Consider the following 17,504-nt stretch of genomic DNA (forward strand, 5'->3'; position numbering starts at 1 on the left):
TCAGTAACTCGCGCGGACGCCGTCGTCGGCGGCGGGGAGATACTTCGCGGCCAGGGCTTCGCTGCCCCGGGCCAGGAGTGCGACGTCGGCGCCCACCAGGATGAAGTCCACGCCGGCGTCGAGGTAGCGCCGGGCGGCGGCTTCAGCGAACGCGTTCACGCCCACCGGTTTCCCGGCGGCCTTCACGGTGCGGATGCAGTGCTCGACGGCGGCAATCACCTCGGGATGCTCCTGCTGGCCGAGATGTCCCATGGACGCGGCGAGGTCCGACGGCCCGATGAACAGCCCGTCCACCCCGTCCACCGCGGCAATCGCCGCCACGTTCTCCACGGCGGCGGCCGTTTCGATCTGCACCAGCAGCGTTACGGACTCGGCGGCGTTCTCGAGGTACCCCTCGATCCGGTTCCAGCGCGAGGCCCGAGCCAGGGCACTGCCCACACCCCGGATGCCCTGCGGCGGATACCGCACGGCCCGGACCAGCTCGGCGGCCTGCTCGGGCGTGTCAACCATGGGAATCAGCAGGTTCTGCGCCCCCAGGTCCAGGTACTGCTTGAGCAGCACCGGGTCGCCCGACGGCGGCCGGACCACCGGGCTAACCGGGTAGCCGTGCACCGCCTGCAGCTGCGCCAGCAGCGACTCCAGCCCGTTGGGACTGTGCTCTGCGTCGATCAGCAGCCAGTCCAGCCCGGAGCCAGCGCAGATTTCGGCAACCAGCGGGCTGCCGGAACAGACCCACATGCCGGCCTGATGCCGGCCGGCAGTGGCCAGCCGGGCTCCGAAGGTTTCCTCGGCGTTTACTCGAATCGGCATGTGATGGTTCCCAACGGTCCGTAGTCTGCGTAGACCGAATCCCCCTTGTAGACCCACATCGGGCGGGTAAAGGATCCGGCCAGGATGATTTCTCCGGCTTCCAGCGAGGTGCCGTGGGCGGACAGTTTGTTCGCCAGCCAGTACACGCCGGCGGCGGGATGGTTGAGCACTCCGGCGGCGACGCCGGTCTCCTCGATACTCTGGTTCCGGTAGAGCAGCGCCGACACCCAGCGCAGGTCGACGTCGGCTGGTTTCACCGCATTGCCGCCGACCACCATGGCGCCCATCGCCGCGTTGTCCGCGATGGTGTCCACGATGGTCCGGCCCTCCATCTCGATCCGGGAGTCCAGGATTTCCAGTGCGGGCACCACGTAGTCCGTGGCATGCAGGACATCGAAGAGCGTGCAGTTCGGCCCGGAGAGCGGCTTGCCCAGCACGAACGCCAGCTCCACCTCCACACGGGGATGGGTGTAGCGGTCCCACTCCAGCGTGCAGCCGTTTTCCAGCACCATGTCGTCGAGGATGACGCCGTAGTCGGGTTCGGTGATGCCGGTGGCGGCCTGCATGGCCTTGGAAGTGAGGCCGATCTTGTGGCCGGCCAGGGACCGCCCGGCAGCGATCATCCGCTCCCGCCACAGGTTCTGCACCGCGTAGGAGTCCTCGATGGTCATGTTGGGGTAGCGCGTGGTCAGGCGCGGCACCGGGGTGCGGGTGCGTTGGGCTTCGAGCAGCTCATCGGCCACCGCCCGGAGAGTCTGTTGATCTAGCACGGCTCTGCTTTCTGTTTGATCTGACGGTCTAGAGCTGGGTGCCGATTTTGAAGCCCTGCGCGGCCTCGCCCTCGGAGCTGCCGGCGTCGTCGTCGGGGCGGGTGTAGGAGAACCCGTCGGCGCCAATGGTGACCGCCATTTCGGAGGTCTCGGTGCGGGCGGTGAGCGGCTGCGGGTTGCCGTCCAGGTCCAGCACCAGGGAGGCCTCGGTGTACCAGGACGGGACCACGGGGTTACCCCACCAGTCGCGGCGCTGGTTGTCGTGGACGTCCCAGGTGATGGTGGGGTTGTCCGGATCGCCGGTGTAATAGTCCTGCGTATAGATCTCGATGCGGTGGTCGTCCGGATCCAGGATGTAGAGGTAGAAGGCGTTGGAGACGCCGTGCCGGCCGGGGCCGCGTTCAATCCGGTCGGAGATGCGCAGGGCGCCCATCTTGTCGCAGATCTGGATGATGTTGTGCTTTTCATGCGTCGCGAAGGCCAGGTGGTGCATCCGCGGGCCGTCGCCGCCAGTCAGGGCGGTGTCATGGACGGTGTGCTTGCGGTGCATCCAGGCGGCGTAGGTGACGCCGTCGGAATCCTTGATGTCCTCGGAGACGCGGAAGCCCAGGTCCTCCAGATAGGCGCGGCCGCGGGGCACGTCCGGGGTGACCTGGTTGAAGTGGTCCAGGCGGACGAGTTCCCCGGCGGAGTAGAGGTCGTAGCGCTGGGTGAGGCGTTCCACGTGCTCGGTTTCGTAGAAGAACTCGTAGGGGAAGCCCAGCGGATCCTCCACCCGCACAGAGTCGCCGATGCCCTTGGTGAAGCCGTCCTTCCGTCGTTCGGTGCGGCAGCCCAGTTCCTGGTAGTAGGCCTCGGCGACGTCCACGTCTTCGGGGGTGCGGACGCGGTAGGCCAGGGCGGCGACGGCGGCCACCGGACCCTTGCGCAGCACCAGGTTGTGGTGGATGAACTCCTCAAGGGAGCGCAGGTAGATGGCGTCGTCGTCCTCTTCGGTGACGTGCAGGCCCAGGACATCCACGTAGAACTTCCGGGACCGTTCCAGATCGGTGACCACCAGGTCCGTGTAGGCGCAGCGGACAATGTCCGGCGGGGCGATGCTCGGGGTGGGAATGCGGCTTTCGATCTCCATGGTTTTGCTCCTTTGCAAAAGGCGGGGGAAGTGTCGGGGAAGGGTTAGCCGTCGACCTTGGCGGCGTCGTCGGTCCCGAACTTCGGGGTGTGGACCTTGCCCAGGGAAATGTGCACGGCCTGCTGGTCGGTGTAGAAGTCGATGGAGCGGTAGCCGCCCTCGTGGCCCAGGCCGGAGGCCTTCACACCCCCAAACGGAGTGCGCAGGTCGCGGACGTTGTGGCTGTTGAGCCAGACCATGCCGGCCTCGGTGTTCTGCGCGAAGTTGTGCGCGCGGGTGAGGTCCTGCGTCCAGATGTAGGCGGCGAGGCCGTACTTGGTGTTGTTGGCCAGTTCCAGGGCCTCGGCTTCGGTGTCGAAGGGGGTGATGGCGACAACGGGGCCGAAGATCTCCTCCTGGAAGATCCGCGCGTCCGGGGCGACGTCGGCGAAGACGGTGGGTGCAATGTAGTTGCCCTCCTCGAGCCCTTCGGGGCGTCCGCCGCCGGCGAGCAGGCGGCCTTCGGTCTTGCCGATTTCCACGTAGGAGGCGACCTTGTCGAAGTGTTCGGGATGCACGAGGGCGCCCACCTGGGTCTTCGGATCGTGCGGGTCGCCGACGACGATGGTCTTGGCGCGGGCGGCGAAGCGTTCGCAGAATTCGTCGTAGCCGGGTCGTTCGACCAGGATGCGGGAGCCGGCGGTGCAGCGTTCGCCGTTGAGGGAGAAGACGCCAAACAGTGCGGAATCGATCGCGGCGTTGAGGTCCGCGTCGGCGAAGATGACGCAGGGGCTCTTGCCGCCGAGCTCCATGGACAGGCCCTTGAGGTTTTCGGCGGCGTTGCGGAAGATCGTCTGCCCGGTGGTGGTTTCGCCGGTGAAGGAGATCAGCGGGACCTGCGGGTGCTTCACCAGCGCGTCGCCGGCTTCCTCGCCGAGGCCGTTGACCAGGTTGAACACCCCGGCGGGAACGCCGGCGTCGGTGAAGATGTCGGCCCAGAGCGAGGCGGACAGCGGGGTGAACTCGGCCGGCTTGAGCACCACGGTGTTGCCGGTGGCCAGGGCCGGGGCAAGCTTCCAGGACTCGAGCATAAACGGGGTGTTCCACGGGGTGATGAGCCCGGCGACGCCGATGGGCTTGCGGTTCACGTAGTTGATCTGGGCGCCGGGGACCTTCATGGCGTCGTCGAACTGGGCCACGATCAGGTCCGCGAAGAAGCGGAAGTTCTCCGCGGCGCGCAGGGCCTGGCCCTTGGCCTGGGTGATGGGCAGGCCCGTGTCGAAGGTTTCCATTTCGGCCAGGCGTTCTTCCTGGGCTTCGACCGCGTCGGCGATCCTGTTGAGGATGCGGGCGCGTTCGCGCGGCTTCATCTTCGGCCACGGGCCGTTGACGAAGGCTTCGCGGGCGGCGGCGACGGCGGCGGCGATGTCTTCCTTCTGGCCCGCGGCGGCGGTGGCGTAGGTCTTGTTGGTGACCGGATCCAGCACGTCGAAGGTGGCACCGCTGGCGGAGTCCACGAACTTGCCGTTGATGAAGTGCTGGATGTGGGTGGGCAGGTTCTCCGGGACGAAGTGCGTGCTCATAGTTTCCTCTTTCGAGTCTTTATATCGGAAGGCTTTTAGATCGGTGAGGGCGGCTGGTGGTTCTGAGCCAGGAAGGCGTTGAGCGTGTTGGTGCGGTGCGCGCGGGCGGCGTGTTCGACGTCGGGGGCCGGGGCGTGTGCCTCGATCAGGTGCAGCAGCGCTTCGTGTTCGGACACCGAAGCGTGCGCGCGGTCCGGGACGTATCGGAAGACGGAGGAGCGTATCCGGCCCAGCCGGTTCCAGCCGCGGTGCACCAGGTCCAGGATGTGCGGGTTGGGGCAGCGGGCGTAGAGCAGGGCGTGGAACTCGGTGTTCAGGGCGGTGAAGCGGACCGGGTCGAAGTTGTCCAGGACCTCGCGCATTTGGTTGTTGAGTTCCCGGGCTTTCGCCAGTTCCTCTTTGCTGATGTCCGGGGCGGCCAGGGCGGTGGCGGCGCCTTCGATGATGCTGAGGGTCTGCATGGTGTGCAGGTACAGGTCCGGATCGATGCCGGCCACTGTGGCGCCCACGTTGCGTTCAAAGTGCACCAGCCCTTCGGCTTCGAGCCGGCGGATGGCTTCCCGGACGGGGACCACACTGAAGCCCATCTCCGTGGCGATACTGCTGAGCACCAGGCGGTAGCCCGGGCTCATTTCTCCGCCGAGGATGCGGTCCTTCAGCTGGGTATAAGCCTGCTCCGATTTGGAGCCGGTGGCGGTGCTGCTGGCTTGCCCGGTGCCGGTCGCGGGGCCACTCACGCTGCTCATGCCTGTTCCGCTGCCCAGGCCTCGTACTTTTCCTTCCAAGCGGCGTTCATCGGGTACAGCCCGTCGACACCGTGGCCGGCCTTCACCATTTCGGCGATGAACTCTTCCTGGTGTTCCTGCTTCAGGCAGGCCTCCACCAGCTCCTCGGCGATGGCCGGCGGGATGACGAGGATGCCGTCGTCGTCGGCCACGATGATGTCGCCGGGCTGCACGGTGGCGCCGCCGCAGGCGATGGTGATGTCGGTGTCCCAGGGGACGTGCTTGCGGCCGAGGACGGCGGGGTGCGGGTTGGCGCAGTAGACGGGCAGGTCGATGCCGGCGACGGTGGAGTAGTCGCGGACGCCGCCGTCGGTGATGATGGCTGCGGCGCCGTTGTGCTTGGCGCGCAGGGCGAGGATGTCGCCCAGAGTGCCCGTGCCCTTTTCGCCGCGGGCTTCCATGACCAGGATTTCGCCCTCCCCCACGGAGTCGATGGCGCGTTTCTGCGCGTTGTAGCCGCCGCCGTGGGTCTTGAAGAGGTCCTCGCGGTTGGGGACGAAGCGCAGGGTGCGGGCGGTGCCGACGACCTTGCGGCCGGTCTTGGTGCCGGTGAGGCCGTCGATGGAGACGTTGTTCAGGCCGCGGGCGCGCATCTGCGAGGACAGGGTGGCGGTGGCAACGGATTCGAGTTTGGCTTTGAGTTCCGGGGTAAGGGTTTTGGGCTGTTCCTGCTGCGGGGCGAGGCCGGCCTTTTCTGCGGAGCCCCAGGCTTCTTCGCGCTGCTTGTCGTCGATTTTCGGCTGGGCGCCGAAGCGTGCCAGCGGCGTCGTGCCTTCGGTGACGGTGGTGGTGAGGCGGCCGGTGGTTTTGTCCGTGCCGGGAACGTCGACTTCGACCTCGAGGCGGTCGCCCGGCACGGCCACGGAGGCACCGGCGGGGGTTCCGGTAAGGATCAGGTCGCCCGGTTCCAGGGTGAGCAGCTGGGAAAGGTCCGCAACCAACCGTGCGAAGGGGAAGAGCAGGTCAGCGGTGGTGTCGTCCTGCGCGAGTTCGCCGTTGACCCAGGTGCGGACGCGCAGTGCGGCGGGGTCGATAGTTGAGGCGTCGAGGATGTGGGGGCCGACGGGGGTGAAGCCGTCACCGCCCTTGGAGCGGAGGTTGGAGCCTTTGTCTGCCCAGCGCAGGTCGTACACGCCCAGGTCATTGCTGGCGGTCACTCCCCCGACGTAGCTCCACGCGTCTTCGACGGTTACGCGGCGAGCGATCTTGCCGATGACGAGGGCGATTTCGCCTTCGAAGCCGAGCAGTTCGCAGCCGACCGGGCGCTCCACGGCGCCGCCGGTCAGGGCCAGGGAGGAGCTGGGCTTGAGGAAGTAGGAGGGCTGTTCCGGGGTGCGTCCGCGTTCTGCTGCCCGTGAAGGGTAGTTGATGTGGACGGCAATGACCTTGCCGGCCTGCTTCAGCGTGTCCTTGGTGGCGTCGTTGCCCATGTCTCTCCTGGATCAAGTACGAAATCGTATATGATCAGGTTACATGTGGTGCGGGTCACGTCAAGAGTCTTCTTAGCCCGGCCGTGCGAGTTCTCAAACGGCGGCTCGACACACGCCGACGGTTGCCGCCCGAATTAGCCAAAAGTGTCTTGCATCAAAGGACCGCATCAAAAAGCTCAATGAGAAGTTCCAATACATAGCTGCAGGACACTCAGCGCCGCTAAGACTGCGCGATCGCATGTGAGTCGCAGAGGTAACTGGCCTGTTTCTAGCGACATTTAAATGGCCGATAAGGAGAGAGCGGGCGGCGTCGACGATTTCTGGTGTGAGCCCGTCGAGCTTGTTGAGTTTTTGGATGCGTTCTATCTGGGTGACGAGTCTGTCGACCAGGCGGAAGGTGCCACCGGTTACGCGGATGACTGTGGCGATTGCGGTTGCGTGGAGGACGCGCGGTGGAACGGGGCCGAGATCGAGATCGATGACATCGTTGAGGATGACGATGATGCGGAGCAGTTCCCCAGCGCACGTCCCGGGGAACTGGACATTGACCAGTGGCTGGTGAGCCGGGTCGCCGGCACAGCTCGTCTGACGGGCCGCTATGTTGATATCACGGCCGCCGAGACGGTAGCGGCCCTGCATCCGCTGTTCAAGGGCAAAGCTCTGGCCTACAACCTGAAGGACTTCGACGCCGCTGCGCTGAAGAACGCGGAAAACCGGCTGCTCACCCAGGAGTCACAGTTCCTGTGGACCCGGAAAAATCCTGACGGCTCGGATTTCTGCGACGGAATCCAGTTCCGTTCCCGGCAGGAGAGTCCCAGCAGGGATAGGGCGGCCCGGAGTTCGGGGGTGTTGGAACTGAGATCCTCAAGTTCGATGCCGGTAATGTGCGCGCTTATCTGCCCGTCGGTGTCGCGCTCATAGACGGCCCAGAGCAGCAGATCATCACCAGGTGAAGGACTTCGTCGAGGCCGTCTCGGAGAACCGCCAGCCGACTCCCTCCTTCGATCCTCGAGCGCACGGCCTGAAGGTCTGGGCCATCTCTAACCACCTCAAGGGCCAGGCCGTCTGCGACAACCCGATCGACTTCCGGCACCAGGCCATCGTGGGGCCGAAGGTGTGGGGCGACGGCGACCCCGAGGGAGTCCGGCAGCGCGCAGCGGAGGAGATGAAGCTGACCGCGCGGCTCGCAAAGAAACTCGGCGTGGACACCGTGGTCGGTTTCACGGGCTCCTCCATCTGGCAGTACGTGGCCATGTTCCCCCCGGTGCCCGCTTCCGCGATCGACGCCGGATACCAGGACTTCGCGGATCGCTGGAACCCCATCCTCGACGTCTTCGACGAGTGCGGAGTGCGCTTCGCCCACGAGGTCCACCCCTCCGAGATCGCCTACGACTACTGGTCCACGCAGCGCACCCTCGAGGCGATCGGATACCGCCCGGCCTTTGGTCTCAACTGGGATCCGAGCCACTTCATGTGGCAGCAGATAGACCCGGTGGCGTTCATCTCCGACTTCGAGGACCGGATCTACCACGTGGATTGCAAGGACACGAAGATGCGGATGGGCGGCGGCCGCAACGGCATCATGTCCTCGCACCTGCCCTGGGGGGATCCGCGCCGGGGGTGGGACTTCGTCTCGACGGGCCGCGGCGACTTTCCCTGGGAGGACAACTTCCGGGCGCTGACGGCCATCGGCTACACCGGTCCCATCTCGGTGGAGTGGGAGGACGCCGGAATGGACCGCCTGCAAGGGGCGCCCGAGGCCCTGGCGTTCCTGAAACGCTTCGGCTTCGCGCCATCGGACACCTCGTTCGATGCCGCCTTCAGCCAGGAAGCCTGAGCGCTGGAATGCTGTTGGCCGGGCCTATTCAACCAAACGGCGAGATCGTCTGAAAAGACATCTCGCTAGTGAGTGCTGCCCCCGACATGAAAGTCATACGATCGCTCTGGTCTGGGAAAATTTAAAGATCACTTTTACCTAGACCTTTCAGCAGGTTAGAAGCTAACCTGAATATGTTGTCGACCAGCGCTTATTCCTCGTGAGGTGCGCTAGGTGCTGCTTCGACGGCTTCAGATCGTGTGTCCAGTTCGGTAATCGCCGATCCAGAGGCATTGTCGATTGAATGACTAAGGAGCGCAATGAAGCGATTTATCAGTCAGGCAGCCCTCGGAGCATGTGGGGTAGCGCTTGTCGTGCCCGTGTTAGCAATGACTCCCGCTCAAGCTGAAGCCGGTTCCGATCAGATTGGAATGGCGGAACCTTACGATGTGCTCGTCGTAGGAAAAACGACGGGCTTTCGTCACAGCAGTATTGATGAAGCCACTACCGCCATCATGGCACTTGGTAACGCCAATGGGTTCAGTGTTGACGTGTGGGATCCTGCAACGTCACCGGGTAATCAGGGACAGCCCGACCGGACCCTACCCAGCACACCCTTCACGACCTCCTCTGATCTTGCCAAATACGAAACCATTGTCTTTGTCTCCACGGTTGATGGAACCAATTCCCTCGACCCTGCAACGCCGACGCTTCTAAATGAAACTGAGTTGGCCGCTTTTCAGGGATATATCCGTTCCGGTGGTGGTTTTGCGGGTGTTCACGCGGCGACAGATTCTATGCACACTGTCCCGTGGTATAGCCAGTTGACCGGCGGCGGTGCTCGATTCATCAGCCATCCAGAGCAGCAGACTGCTTCTCAGCTGGTTGAGGACCGGACCCATCCTTCAACAGAGCATCTCCCAGAAACATGGACGCGTTTTGATGAGTGGTACAACTTCAATCAGAGTCCGCGCGACGCTGTTCGTGTTCTCATAAATCTCGACGAGACAACCTACAACGCTCGTCGTGGTGCGATGGGTTCCGATCATCCGATAGCTTGGTGCCATAACTTCGAGTCATCTCGTTCGTGGTACACCGGCGGAGGACACACCGAAGCATCGTACACAGACCCTGCCTTCCTGCAGCACCTTCTAGGGGGTATCTCCTGGTCCGCTGGCGCAGTCAGTGGAGGTGGCGACTGCGTCACGTGGCACGAAGTCGAATCATTGATTGGTGACCTGGTTGCCGAAGGAGCGGTCTCTGCGAAAGCGGCGGCACAGGTGACCAAACAATTGGATAAGGCAAAGGACCTAGCGGAGGCTGGTCGGCACGCTGATTCGGCAGATAAGCTCAATGCAGCCGCGGCTCAGGTTAAGGCTCACGTCGGCCGTGGATCTCAGGTGCAGGTTCTGCTGACTGAGAAAGTTCGTGACTTACAGATTTGGCAAGAAGAGCACAACTAGCTGCAAGAGCCTGCCGTACTACGTATTGCCACCGCGGGACGTAGTACGGCAGGGCCTTACGGAAACTACTGCACACATTCGCGATGTATAAGCCGTGTATCGTGAGAAAATCGCCTAGCTCCAAAACACTTTCCTCCACAAAGGTGGCTTCATCTTTTGAACCGCGAGACGCGCAGGTTTTCTCTTACATGGGTGATTGTTCTAATAACCATTGCAGTCATCTTTGTAGGAGCGGTCGCCGCATCCATGAGTATGCGAGCAACGACTGCTGAGATCGCGCCCGCCCCCGGGTCAGTCGAAGCTATCGCCAAAGAGCTTTCTAAAGGGCAGGCTCTTGAAAAGGCTGAGATCACCAAAGACCTTGGAATGGCAGCAGAAACGGCACACGGACGCATGGCACGCACTTTGGAGGGGCTAGCAACTGCAGTACCCGTGGAGCAAGCAGATAGCCCCCCGTTTGCTGATACAAGTGATGTCGACGCATGGATGCGCGACCTCAGTGTTGCGGCGACGGCTTTCGAGACTGTTGAAGAGGGAACGAGCGATCAGTCGGTTGCGCAGGAAGCCTTCGTCGGTGCGGCCCAGTTACTTCTAACGGCGGTCCAGGACTACAACCGACTCTCATCAAGCCCTGCCGAGGATCGGAACCTTTTGCTTGACAGTGTTGCTGAGCGACGCGACGCTGCAGTTCGTCTTTGGCAGGCTGGAGCGGCCCAATTGGATACTCTGACCATAGATTCTGGGGGCGGCCATATGCACGTTTTTCTAGCTCCAGACGGCGATCCCGATGCGGTACCGATGGAATTTCACGACGCAGAATAAGGAAGATGTCTGCGTTGTGCGCCTGCAACCTTATCCAGGAGGAGTCCGAGTACCTCGAAGGAATGCGCCCCTACCCATGCCCTGTTGTCCCGGGTTCTTCAGCAGTTCCCATCCACCCGGTCTGCCGGCACGGGATGAATTGGTCCTGCCCGCAGGACATGTTGGCCTTCTGCTCGACACCCAGCTCGTCCGCACAGGCTACGGATCGACGGGCAGACCCGAATGCCCGGCATCGAAAAGCGACTCGCCCGCTACCCCCAGCTCTATAGCCGCATCGGCTTCAGCGCCCAGGAACTGTCCTGGCCCACCGGCGTGAAGATCGGTGATGAAACCAACCGGCAGGTACAGCACTGACTCGCCGGCCCAGACCAGGGCAAGCCGGCGCAGCAGCCGTCCGGTCAGCAGCGGGCGCCGCGATCGGCGGCCAGGTGGTTCTCTCCTGAACGTACGACGGCGGCAGGTTTTCCGCCTAGTGCGGGAGGCCTGCCGTCGTTTCGTGTTTCTGTCTTAGTGCTTTGCCAGCCGCGACGAGCGCCCCTCACCGGAATACTGCGCTTCTATATCCTTACTCCAGGCAGACGCGTAAAGGCCAAGGGCCGCCTGCTCCCTCAACGAAAAGCCCAGCCCGTTGAGTGCCATCTGGCTGGCCCCCATGGCCAGCTGCAGCGCACTGCGACTGACGCGTTGTTTGTCCGCCCGGTACAAATACTCATCGATGGCCCTCGCCCAGCGCTTCCGCCAGATATCCACCGCCGGCTCCGAGGCAAGGGCGGCCATCATCCTGTGTGCGGGCACAATCCGTGGTGCATTCCGGGCCCTCATTGCACTGCGCGCCTGCGCAGCGTGCGGACCAAAAGAAGCTGTACAGGCGTGGAGATGAGCGTTCCAGTAGTAGTCCCAGCTAGTGGTTCTGCGGTCGGGCCAAACCGCGGACCGGGGGCCCCGCATCATGGCGTGGCCGGTGTCGAAGAGAATTAGGGCAGCCAGCATCGAGCGTATGTTGAGGCTGGGAAAGCGGTTGACCGCCCACAAAGCCAGATCCGAGGACACCTCAGCAATCTCCGCTGCCAGGTCCAAGCCCTTTGGCCCACCGAACCGTGCAAGTCCCGCTTCCACCACCCCGGGTACCGGTTCGCCCGGCCGTGGCGGATAAACGACCCCCGGCGAGTGGAAGGTCTTCACGGTACCCAGCGTGGCAACGTTTTCGATCGCCAGCGCGTCCGCAAACTTCCATAGGCGCTGAGCGACGTCGTCGGTGGCAAGCAAATGCAGGAGCACAGCCTGATGGTCGGATTCCAGCGTGCGTGACAACCGAAACCGGTATCCCTCCCCGGCCGGCACTTGGGAAGACAAAGGGGCAACAATATGGCGGATAATGTCGTCGCCGACATCCTTACGCTCCGGCTCAATAGTCAGGATGGACCACAAGGTAGTTGTGCTGGCGTGTTGCTGCACAGGACGGGTAGCTGCTCCTCGATGAACAGTGGTCGATTGCATGACGTGGCTCCTATAATCCCCAAAACTGATCGTCTTGACTTCGGTAGGTGAGTTGCCAACAGTGTGTTGCCAAAATGTGTGGAATGTCCATACGGGCCTTAGGAAATTTCCCATTTGTGCCAGGGGGCTTTTCCTGCGCACGCAGTGCGACTATGGGGTTTGTGAACCAGCGACGCGCGCTGCATCGCTCCTTTCTGGTTGACGACGGTGGCGAGGCCATCGGCGCCGAACACACCGCAATCCGCATCTCCCCGGAACACAACATCCAGGGCGTGCTGGAAACCGACGGTGCCGCCGACTACACGGACTACGCCGAGCTGGCCCCGATTTCTTGGCCGGAAACGCACGACGACGGCGTGCCCTCGGCATGCAGTGGAGGGGCCGTCGTCGTTTCTTACTCGGATGACTTAGCGGGGGCGAGAGCGCTCCTCACCGGAATACTGCGCTTCAATATCCATACTCCAGGCACGCGCATATAGTCCAAGGGCCGCCTGTTCCCGGAACGAAAAACCCAGCCGGTTGAGTGCCAGCTGGCTGGCCCCCGTAACCAGCTGCTGCGCACTGCGACTGAGGCGTTGCTTGTCCGCCCGGTACAAATAGTCATCGATGGCCGGTGCCCACAGCTTGCGCCAGATATCCACTGCCGGCCCTGAAGCTAGCGCGGCACGGGCATCCGCCTGGGGCGATGCGGTGATGGCGTCTTCGAGATCAACAATGACCGCATCCGCCCCGGCCCGCAGCGCCTTTTCGAAGCGCTCGGGCCGGTCAGCGGGTGCGTAGAGTGCTACGACGATTGGCCGACTCATCCGATGCTTCCTCGTCGTACAACGCCGCCAATTCGTCGGGAGAGTACCCCAGCTCGGTGAGCACGGCCTCCGTGTCCGCACCGTGCGCCCGCCCGGTGAACCCATCGTCGATTCGTCCTTGGACATCCGAAACAGCGGTCCCTGCATGGCCATGTCGCCAAGGTCTGCGTCCTTAATGCGGTGGATGGTTCCGAGGGCATTGAACTGCGGGTCGGCAACGATGTCCGACGGGTCATAAATCGGTGCCACTGCGGCGTCCGCAGCCTCGAACGCGGCGATCACCTCCTCCCGCGAGTGCCGGGCGATCCATGCGCCCACGGCGTCGTCGAGGAGGTCGGCGTGCTCGGCACGGGTTGCTCCGCTGTCGAACCGTTCCTGTCAGGCCCACTAAGGGTATTTCGAGCGTGTGCCTCGCCTGAGCCGCGCTGCGCAGCTCAGCGAATACTCTCGTACGCCTCAAGCGCGTGCCGGCGGGACTCCAACAGATCCACGAGCGGCTCGGGATAGGCGGGAGTCAGTGCGTCCGGCACCCAGTGGGCGACGTACTCACCTTTGGGATCAAAGCGCTTTGCCTGTGTCTGGGGATTGAAGATCCGGAAGAACGGTGCTGCGTCCGCGCCGGAGCCCGCGACCCATTGCCAGTTGGCGGGATTGCTCGCGGGGTCTGCGTCCACCAAGGTCTCCCAGAACCATTCCTCGCCCACCCGCCAGTGGATGCCCAGGTTCTTGATTAGGAAGCTGGCGGCGACCATCCGCACCCGGTTGTGCATCCAGCCAATGCTCCAAAGCTGCCGCTGGCCGGCGTCGACCAGCGGAATTCCTGTCAGCCCGGCCTTCCACGCATCGAGGGAGTCCAGGCCATCAGGCCGGGATCCCGACGGCGCTTGCCCCGCCCTCCCCCGCAGGATTGCCGGGGTTTGCGGTCCGGAGCCCTTTGGATGTTCCCAGGGGAAACCGTCGAAGGCAGGCCGCAGGTTCTTGGTGGCCAGATCCGGGTTGTGAAAGAGCTGGTGCCAGCAGAACTCACGCCAGCCAATTTCGGTGCCGAACACATCCGGCCCGGGCCCGTTCCCGCGGACGCGGGACAGCGCGTGCCACACCTGGAACGGACTCACATGCCCCCACCGCAGGTACGGGGAGAGCCGGCTGGTTCCGGGCTTCGCCGGGCGGTCGCGACCGTCGTCGTAATTCTGCACCGGGCCGGCCAGGAAGTCGCTGAGTGCGGACAAGCCGGCTTCCTCGCCCGGGGTCCAGGCTTCTGCCAACCCGGTGGCCCAGTCCGGATTCAGCGGCAGCAGGTTCCAGTCCTGAAGGTGCTCCCCGGCGGGGATGCCGTCCGGCGGGGCAGCACCCTTGTCCGGAGCCGGAAAGGGCGCCCGGAAATCCATTGCGGACACCGTTCGCCAGAAGGGAGTGAAAACGCGGTACGGTCCGCCGCCGCCCGTACGCACAGTCCAGGGTTCATGCAGCAGCGAAGCCTGAAAGCTCTCCACCTGCACATCCGCGCCCGCAGCCCACTCCTTGATCGCTGTGTCCACCTCCCGCTCCGGCCCGCCGTAGCGCCGATTCCAGAAGACCCGCTCCGCGTCCACCTCCTGCGTGAACGCAGGAACGACGTCGACTGCCGGCCCCCGCAACAGGACCAACGGAATGCCCAGGGCCTCAAGATCATGCCGCAGGGTCTTCAGTGCGTGATGCAGCCACCATTTGGCGGCGGCACCCAGCGGCCGGATGCCCGGTGATTCCTCATCCAAAACATAGAGGGCTACCGCGCCGCCGTCCTGCGCTGCGGCCAGGAGGGCAGGGTTGTCAGCTGTGCGCAAGTCGTCGCGGAGCCAGGCGATGGAAACCACGGGCAGGTCCTCTCTTTGGATAACACGACCCTACCTGTGGACCTTGGCACCGGTCCCGCCCCTCAACCGCACCTCTCACGAGCGTGATGAACCGCCGTGGCATCGCAGAGGAGCGAGGTACAAAACGGAACGTGGATCTCCCGCTGCGCCTGGCCGCGGAGCGCTTCAATTGCTGGACAGAGTCTGTCCGGCGCCAAAGTCGCCAAAGTCGCCCGGGCCCGGGAACGATTCGCTCCCCTTTGACCCCGGTATACACCGTTGCCCCTAGACGGAGATTGCCCTGTGCGCCAGCCTGTGGTGGTAGGGGCCGCCGGGAAGAAGCAGCGGAACCCGGACTTTAGCGTCGTCGTCCCCTGACAGCTGTGAGGCCCCATGAGCGATCGCGAGCCACCCGGGCCACCCGGACTTGCAAGACCAACACGGATTCTGCTGACTCTGGCGGCTGCGGGTGGTGCCTGCTGGACGGTATGGGCAGGCCGATCGCTCCTGGCGCCGCTGGTGCTGGCCGCGGCGCTCATCATTATCGCTATGCCCGCTCGACGACCATTGGATCGGCGCGGGGCCCCAAGCTGGGTAGGCACGCTCGTCGTCGTGGCGATCGCGTGGGGCATCCTGGTGGTTCTGGCCGTGCTGGTCCTTCTGGCTCTGGGGCAATTCGGGCGCATTCTGGCCGACTATGCAGGCCAATTGGACGAGAGCGCCGAGACACTTGAGTCGTTTTTCCAAAGCCTCGGGTTCAGCACCGTATCGATGGACGAGGTTGCCGGGGCAATCCAGCCATCTACACTCCTGACGACCGTTTTCAACGCCGGCACGCAACTGTTGGGTCTGGGCACGGCCGTCTTTTTTGTCTTCACCTACGCGATGTTTCTCGGGATGGATGCTGCACGGTGGCAGAACCCACCGGCGGAGCTCGCGGAGGCGAGCGGCCGGCGACTGCACGCTTTCAATCAGTTCGCCGCCGGAACCAACCGGTACTTCCTCGTCAACTCGATATTCGGGCTGATCGTCGCGGTGATTGACGGACTCGCCCTCTGGGTTCTCGGCGTACCCGGTCCATTCGTCTGGGCGGTGCTGGCGTTCGTCACCAACTTCATTCCCAACATTGGTTTCGTCCTCGGCGTGGTGCCTCCCGTCGTGCTCGCTGTCGCGGTTGGCGGCTGGGGGCTGGGACTGCTGGTGCTGGCCATTTACTGCGTCGTCAACGTCACTCTCCAAGTGCTGATCCAGCCCCGGTTCGTGGGGGAATCAGTTCGGCTGAGCGTCACGCTGACCTTCGCCTCGGTGGTCCTCTGGACAACCCTGCTGGGAGCGGTCGGCTCGCTCCTGGCTGTGCCGCTTACCCTCTTTGCCCGCTTCCTGGTGATCGGCGGGGATCCCGGTGCGCGCTTCGCACAGTGGATCAGCGGCGATGACGGCCCGGAGGACACCCCGGCACCCCCGGATGAACCTCGTCGCAGTTAGGCATGATGCACGCCCCGCGCGCCGGAGGGTTTCAGTGAGAGTCGAAGGCTGAGGGCTGGCCCCCGCCGTCGCCCCTCCGCTGCTCGACGCCGGAGATGCCGGAAGCGGGCGGTACGCGGCGCCAGGGACGACGGTCGTAGATTGCCAGCAGCTGCGCACCAAGTCCAAGGAACACCATGGCCAGCCATACGACGATGTTCAGCCACGGAATATGCAGTGCGACAATGAGGATCAGACCCCCGACAAGCGCCTTGATCACTGGATGCTGGTTGCCGCGGAAGATGAGCCTGCCAATGAAATAGGCGCCGAGGACGAAGGTGGCGAGCGTTAGCGTTATCCAGACCAAAAGGACTGACAGCGCCAGGGGCGCCCCGATGACCGTGGCCAGAAGGAGCAGCACCACGAGCGGAACGGCGATTGATGCCACGAAACCGACCAGCAGCGCATGCCATGGCCGAGGCAGGAGCCGGTCGGTCACCCGGTGCAGCAACCTGGGGAAGAGCCAGCCCGCGAGCACCGTGATAAGGCTCAGCGCAACCAGCGCATACAGCAACCCGAGCAGCCACCCAACGAACTTCTCCCCCGCCGAGGGCTCTTGCTCGGGCTCCGGGGCGATGCGCTCCACGGTGCCGCTGACCGCATCCGTGGAGATGTTTGCCTCCTCGCTGGAGTTGTACGTGACGTTGCCCCCGACCGTCCCGCTGATGTCGAGGTTTCCAACGCCCACCTCGACATCACGGCCGATCGCACCGGAGATCGTGATGTCGCCCGCGGCACCCACCAGGTCGTCGCCGAATGACCCGGCATCGGTGATGGTGACGGCTGCCCCGAAGATCGTTCCACTGCGCGCAACGTCACCGCTTATGGTCACGTCCTGCCCGGCGAGCCGCACGTTTCCGTCGACGTTGCCGGTAATGGTGATCGTTTGGGCTGCCGCGATCACATCCCCCGTGACATTTCCGCTGATGGTGACGCTCTGCCCCGAGGCGTACACGTCACCGGAAACGTCTTCCTGGACGTCGATGTTCAGTCCGCTGTAGAACTGCGGGCCGGTGCCGTCGTTCACCACGGCAGAGGGCGCGGACTGTGGGCTCGACACCGGGGACGAGGCGAATGCACCTGACCCCGTCGCCAGAACCAGAATGCAGACGGCGAAAACTGCGGAGAAAGCCCGCCGGGCAGGAGAAGGAAGTCTCATCGGAATGCCTTTCCGGGGTACGGTGTTCGCCTGTTCTTCCTCGTCAGAGTGCTTGTGCAGCGGCATCCCGCGGCTGGGCTGATGCGTATCCGCCCC

The 17,504-nt window shown here is 63.9% G+C and carries 15 protein-coding genes and 1 pseudogene; 6 read left to right on the top strand and 10 right to left on the bottom strand.

Features of this window, described 5'->3' with window-relative positions; translation table 11 throughout:
* The 6 genes from QNN99_RS08625 to QNN99_RS08650 are packed head-to-tail and all read right to left on the bottom strand — an operon-like array spanning window position 1 to window position 6,489.
* Window positions 1–810, bottom strand: coding sequence for an HpcH/HpaI aldolase family protein (locus QNN99_RS08625; protein WP_229966051.1), 810 nt, complete (start codon window positions 808–810; stop codon window positions 1–3).
* The gene (gene hpaH / locus QNN99_RS08630) at window positions 795–1,580 is read right to left on the bottom strand and encodes a 2-oxo-hept-4-ene-1,7-dioate hydratase (protein WP_229966052.1); all 786 of its coding nucleotides are present in this window, start codon (window positions 1,578–1,580) and stop codon (window positions 795–797) included. The genes QNN99_RS08625 and hpaH overlap by 16 nt, the downstream gene beginning before the upstream one ends.
* Window positions 1,581–1,608: 28 nt before the next feature.
* Window positions 1,609–2,712: a 3,4-dihydroxyphenylacetate 2,3-dioxygenase gene (gene hpaD, locus QNN99_RS08635; RefSeq protein WP_231712728.1), complete on the bottom strand. Its 1,104-nt coding sequence runs from the start codon at window positions 2,710–2,712 to the stop codon at window positions 1,609–1,611.
* 44 nt (window positions 2,713–2,756) lie between these two features.
* Window positions 2,757–4,274, bottom strand: coding sequence for a 5-carboxymethyl-2-hydroxymuconate semialdehyde dehydrogenase (gene hpaE, locus QNN99_RS08640; protein ID WP_229966053.1), 1,518 nt, complete (start codon window positions 4,272–4,274; stop codon window positions 2,757–2,759).
* 35 nt (window positions 4,275–4,309) lie between these two features.
* Window positions 4,310–5,020 carry a GntR family transcriptional regulator gene (locus tag QNN99_RS08645; protein WP_229966054.1) on the bottom strand — a complete coding sequence of 237 codons (711 nt, stop codon included), beginning with the start codon at window positions 5,018–5,020 and terminating at the stop codon, window positions 4,310–4,312.
* Window positions 5,017–6,489: a fumarylacetoacetate hydrolase family protein gene (locus tag QNN99_RS08650; protein ID WP_229966055.1), complete on the bottom strand. Its 1,473-nt coding sequence runs from the start codon at window positions 6,487–6,489 to the stop codon at window positions 5,017–5,019. Before QNN99_RS08650 ends, QNN99_RS08645 begins: the two co-directional genes overlap by 4 nt.
* 282 nt (window positions 6,490–6,771) lie before the next feature.
* Between QNN99_RS08650 and QNN99_RS08655 the strand changes: the two genes are divergently transcribed.
* The 5 genes and pseudogenes from QNN99_RS08655 to QNN99_RS08675 all read left to right on the top strand — a co-directional run bounded on the left by QNN99_RS08655 (window position 6,772) and on the right by QNN99_RS08675 (window position 10,944).
* The gene (locus QNN99_RS08655) at window positions 6,772–7,410 is read left to right on the top strand and encodes a hypothetical protein (protein WP_229966056.1); all 639 of its coding nucleotides are present in this window, start codon (window positions 6,772–6,774) and stop codon (window positions 7,408–7,410) included.
* A gap of 94 nt (window positions 7,411–7,504) precedes the next feature.
* A pseudogene (locus tag QNN99_RS08660) lies at window positions 7,505–8,326 on the top strand (sugar phosphate isomerase/epimerase family protein); the annotation flags it as partial.
* Window positions 8,327–8,625: 299 nt separating this feature from the next.
* On the top strand, window positions 8,626–9,768 hold the full coding sequence (locus QNN99_RS08665) for a ThuA domain-containing protein (RefSeq protein ID WP_229966057.1): 1,143 nt from the start codon (window positions 8,626–8,628) through the stop codon (window positions 9,766–9,768).
* Between the two features lie 156 nt (window positions 9,769–9,924).
* Window positions 9,925–10,590, top strand: a complete 666-nt coding sequence (locus QNN99_RS08670; protein WP_229966058.1) for a hypothetical protein — start codon at window positions 9,925–9,927, stop codon at window positions 10,588–10,590.
* A gap of 222 nt (window positions 10,591–10,812) precedes the next feature.
* The gene (locus tag QNN99_RS08675) at window positions 10,813–10,944 is read left to right on the top strand and encodes a hypothetical protein (RefSeq protein ID WP_269439179.1); all 132 of its coding nucleotides are present in this window, start codon (window positions 10,813–10,815) and stop codon (window positions 10,942–10,944) included.
* Window positions 10,945–11,097: 153 nt separating this feature from the next.
* Here the strand turns inward: QNN99_RS08675 and QNN99_RS08680 are convergent, their stop codons facing one another.
* The 3 genes from QNN99_RS08680 to QNN99_RS08690 all read right to left on the bottom strand — a co-directional run bounded on the left by QNN99_RS08680 (window position 11,098) and on the right by QNN99_RS08690 (window position 14,746).
* The gene (locus QNN99_RS08680) at window positions 11,098–12,087 is read right to left on the bottom strand and encodes a lantibiotic dehydratase C-terminal domain-containing protein (RefSeq protein ID WP_229966059.1); all 990 of its coding nucleotides are present in this window, start codon (window positions 12,085–12,087) and stop codon (window positions 11,098–11,100) included.
* 407 nt (window positions 12,088–12,494) lie between these two features.
* Window positions 12,495–13,211: an aldolase/citrate lyase family protein gene (locus QNN99_RS08685; protein WP_229966060.1), complete on the bottom strand. Its 717-nt coding sequence runs from the start codon at window positions 13,209–13,211 to the stop codon at window positions 12,495–12,497.
* Between the two features lie 116 nt (window positions 13,212–13,327).
* Window positions 13,328–14,746: a cryptochrome/photolyase family protein gene (locus tag QNN99_RS08690; protein WP_442860498.1), complete on the bottom strand. Its 1,419-nt coding sequence runs from the start codon at window positions 14,744–14,746 to the stop codon at window positions 13,328–13,330.
* A gap of 372 nt (window positions 14,747–15,118) precedes the next feature.
* Here QNN99_RS08690 and QNN99_RS08695 point away from each other — a divergent pair, with 372 nt between their 5' ends.
* A complete protein-coding gene (locus QNN99_RS08695) occupies window positions 15,119–16,210 on the top strand; it encodes an AI-2E family transporter (protein ID WP_229966061.1) in 1,092 nt (363 codons plus the stop codon).
* A 31-nt stretch (window positions 16,211–16,241) separates the two neighbouring features.
* On the opposite strand, the gene QNN99_RS08700 is transcribed toward QNN99_RS08695, so the two are convergent.
* On the bottom strand, window positions 16,242–17,309 hold the full coding sequence (locus QNN99_RS08700; protein ID WP_229966062.1) for a DUF8173 domain-containing protein: 1,068 nt from the start codon (window positions 17,307–17,309) through the stop codon (window positions 16,242–16,244).
* Window positions 17,310–17,504: the final 195 nt, after the last annotated feature.

Source organism: Arthrobacter sp. zg.Y820 (genome assembly GCF_030125555.1).
Classification (GTDB): Bacteria; Actinomycetota; Actinomycetes; order Actinomycetales; family Micrococcaceae; genus Arthrobacter_B.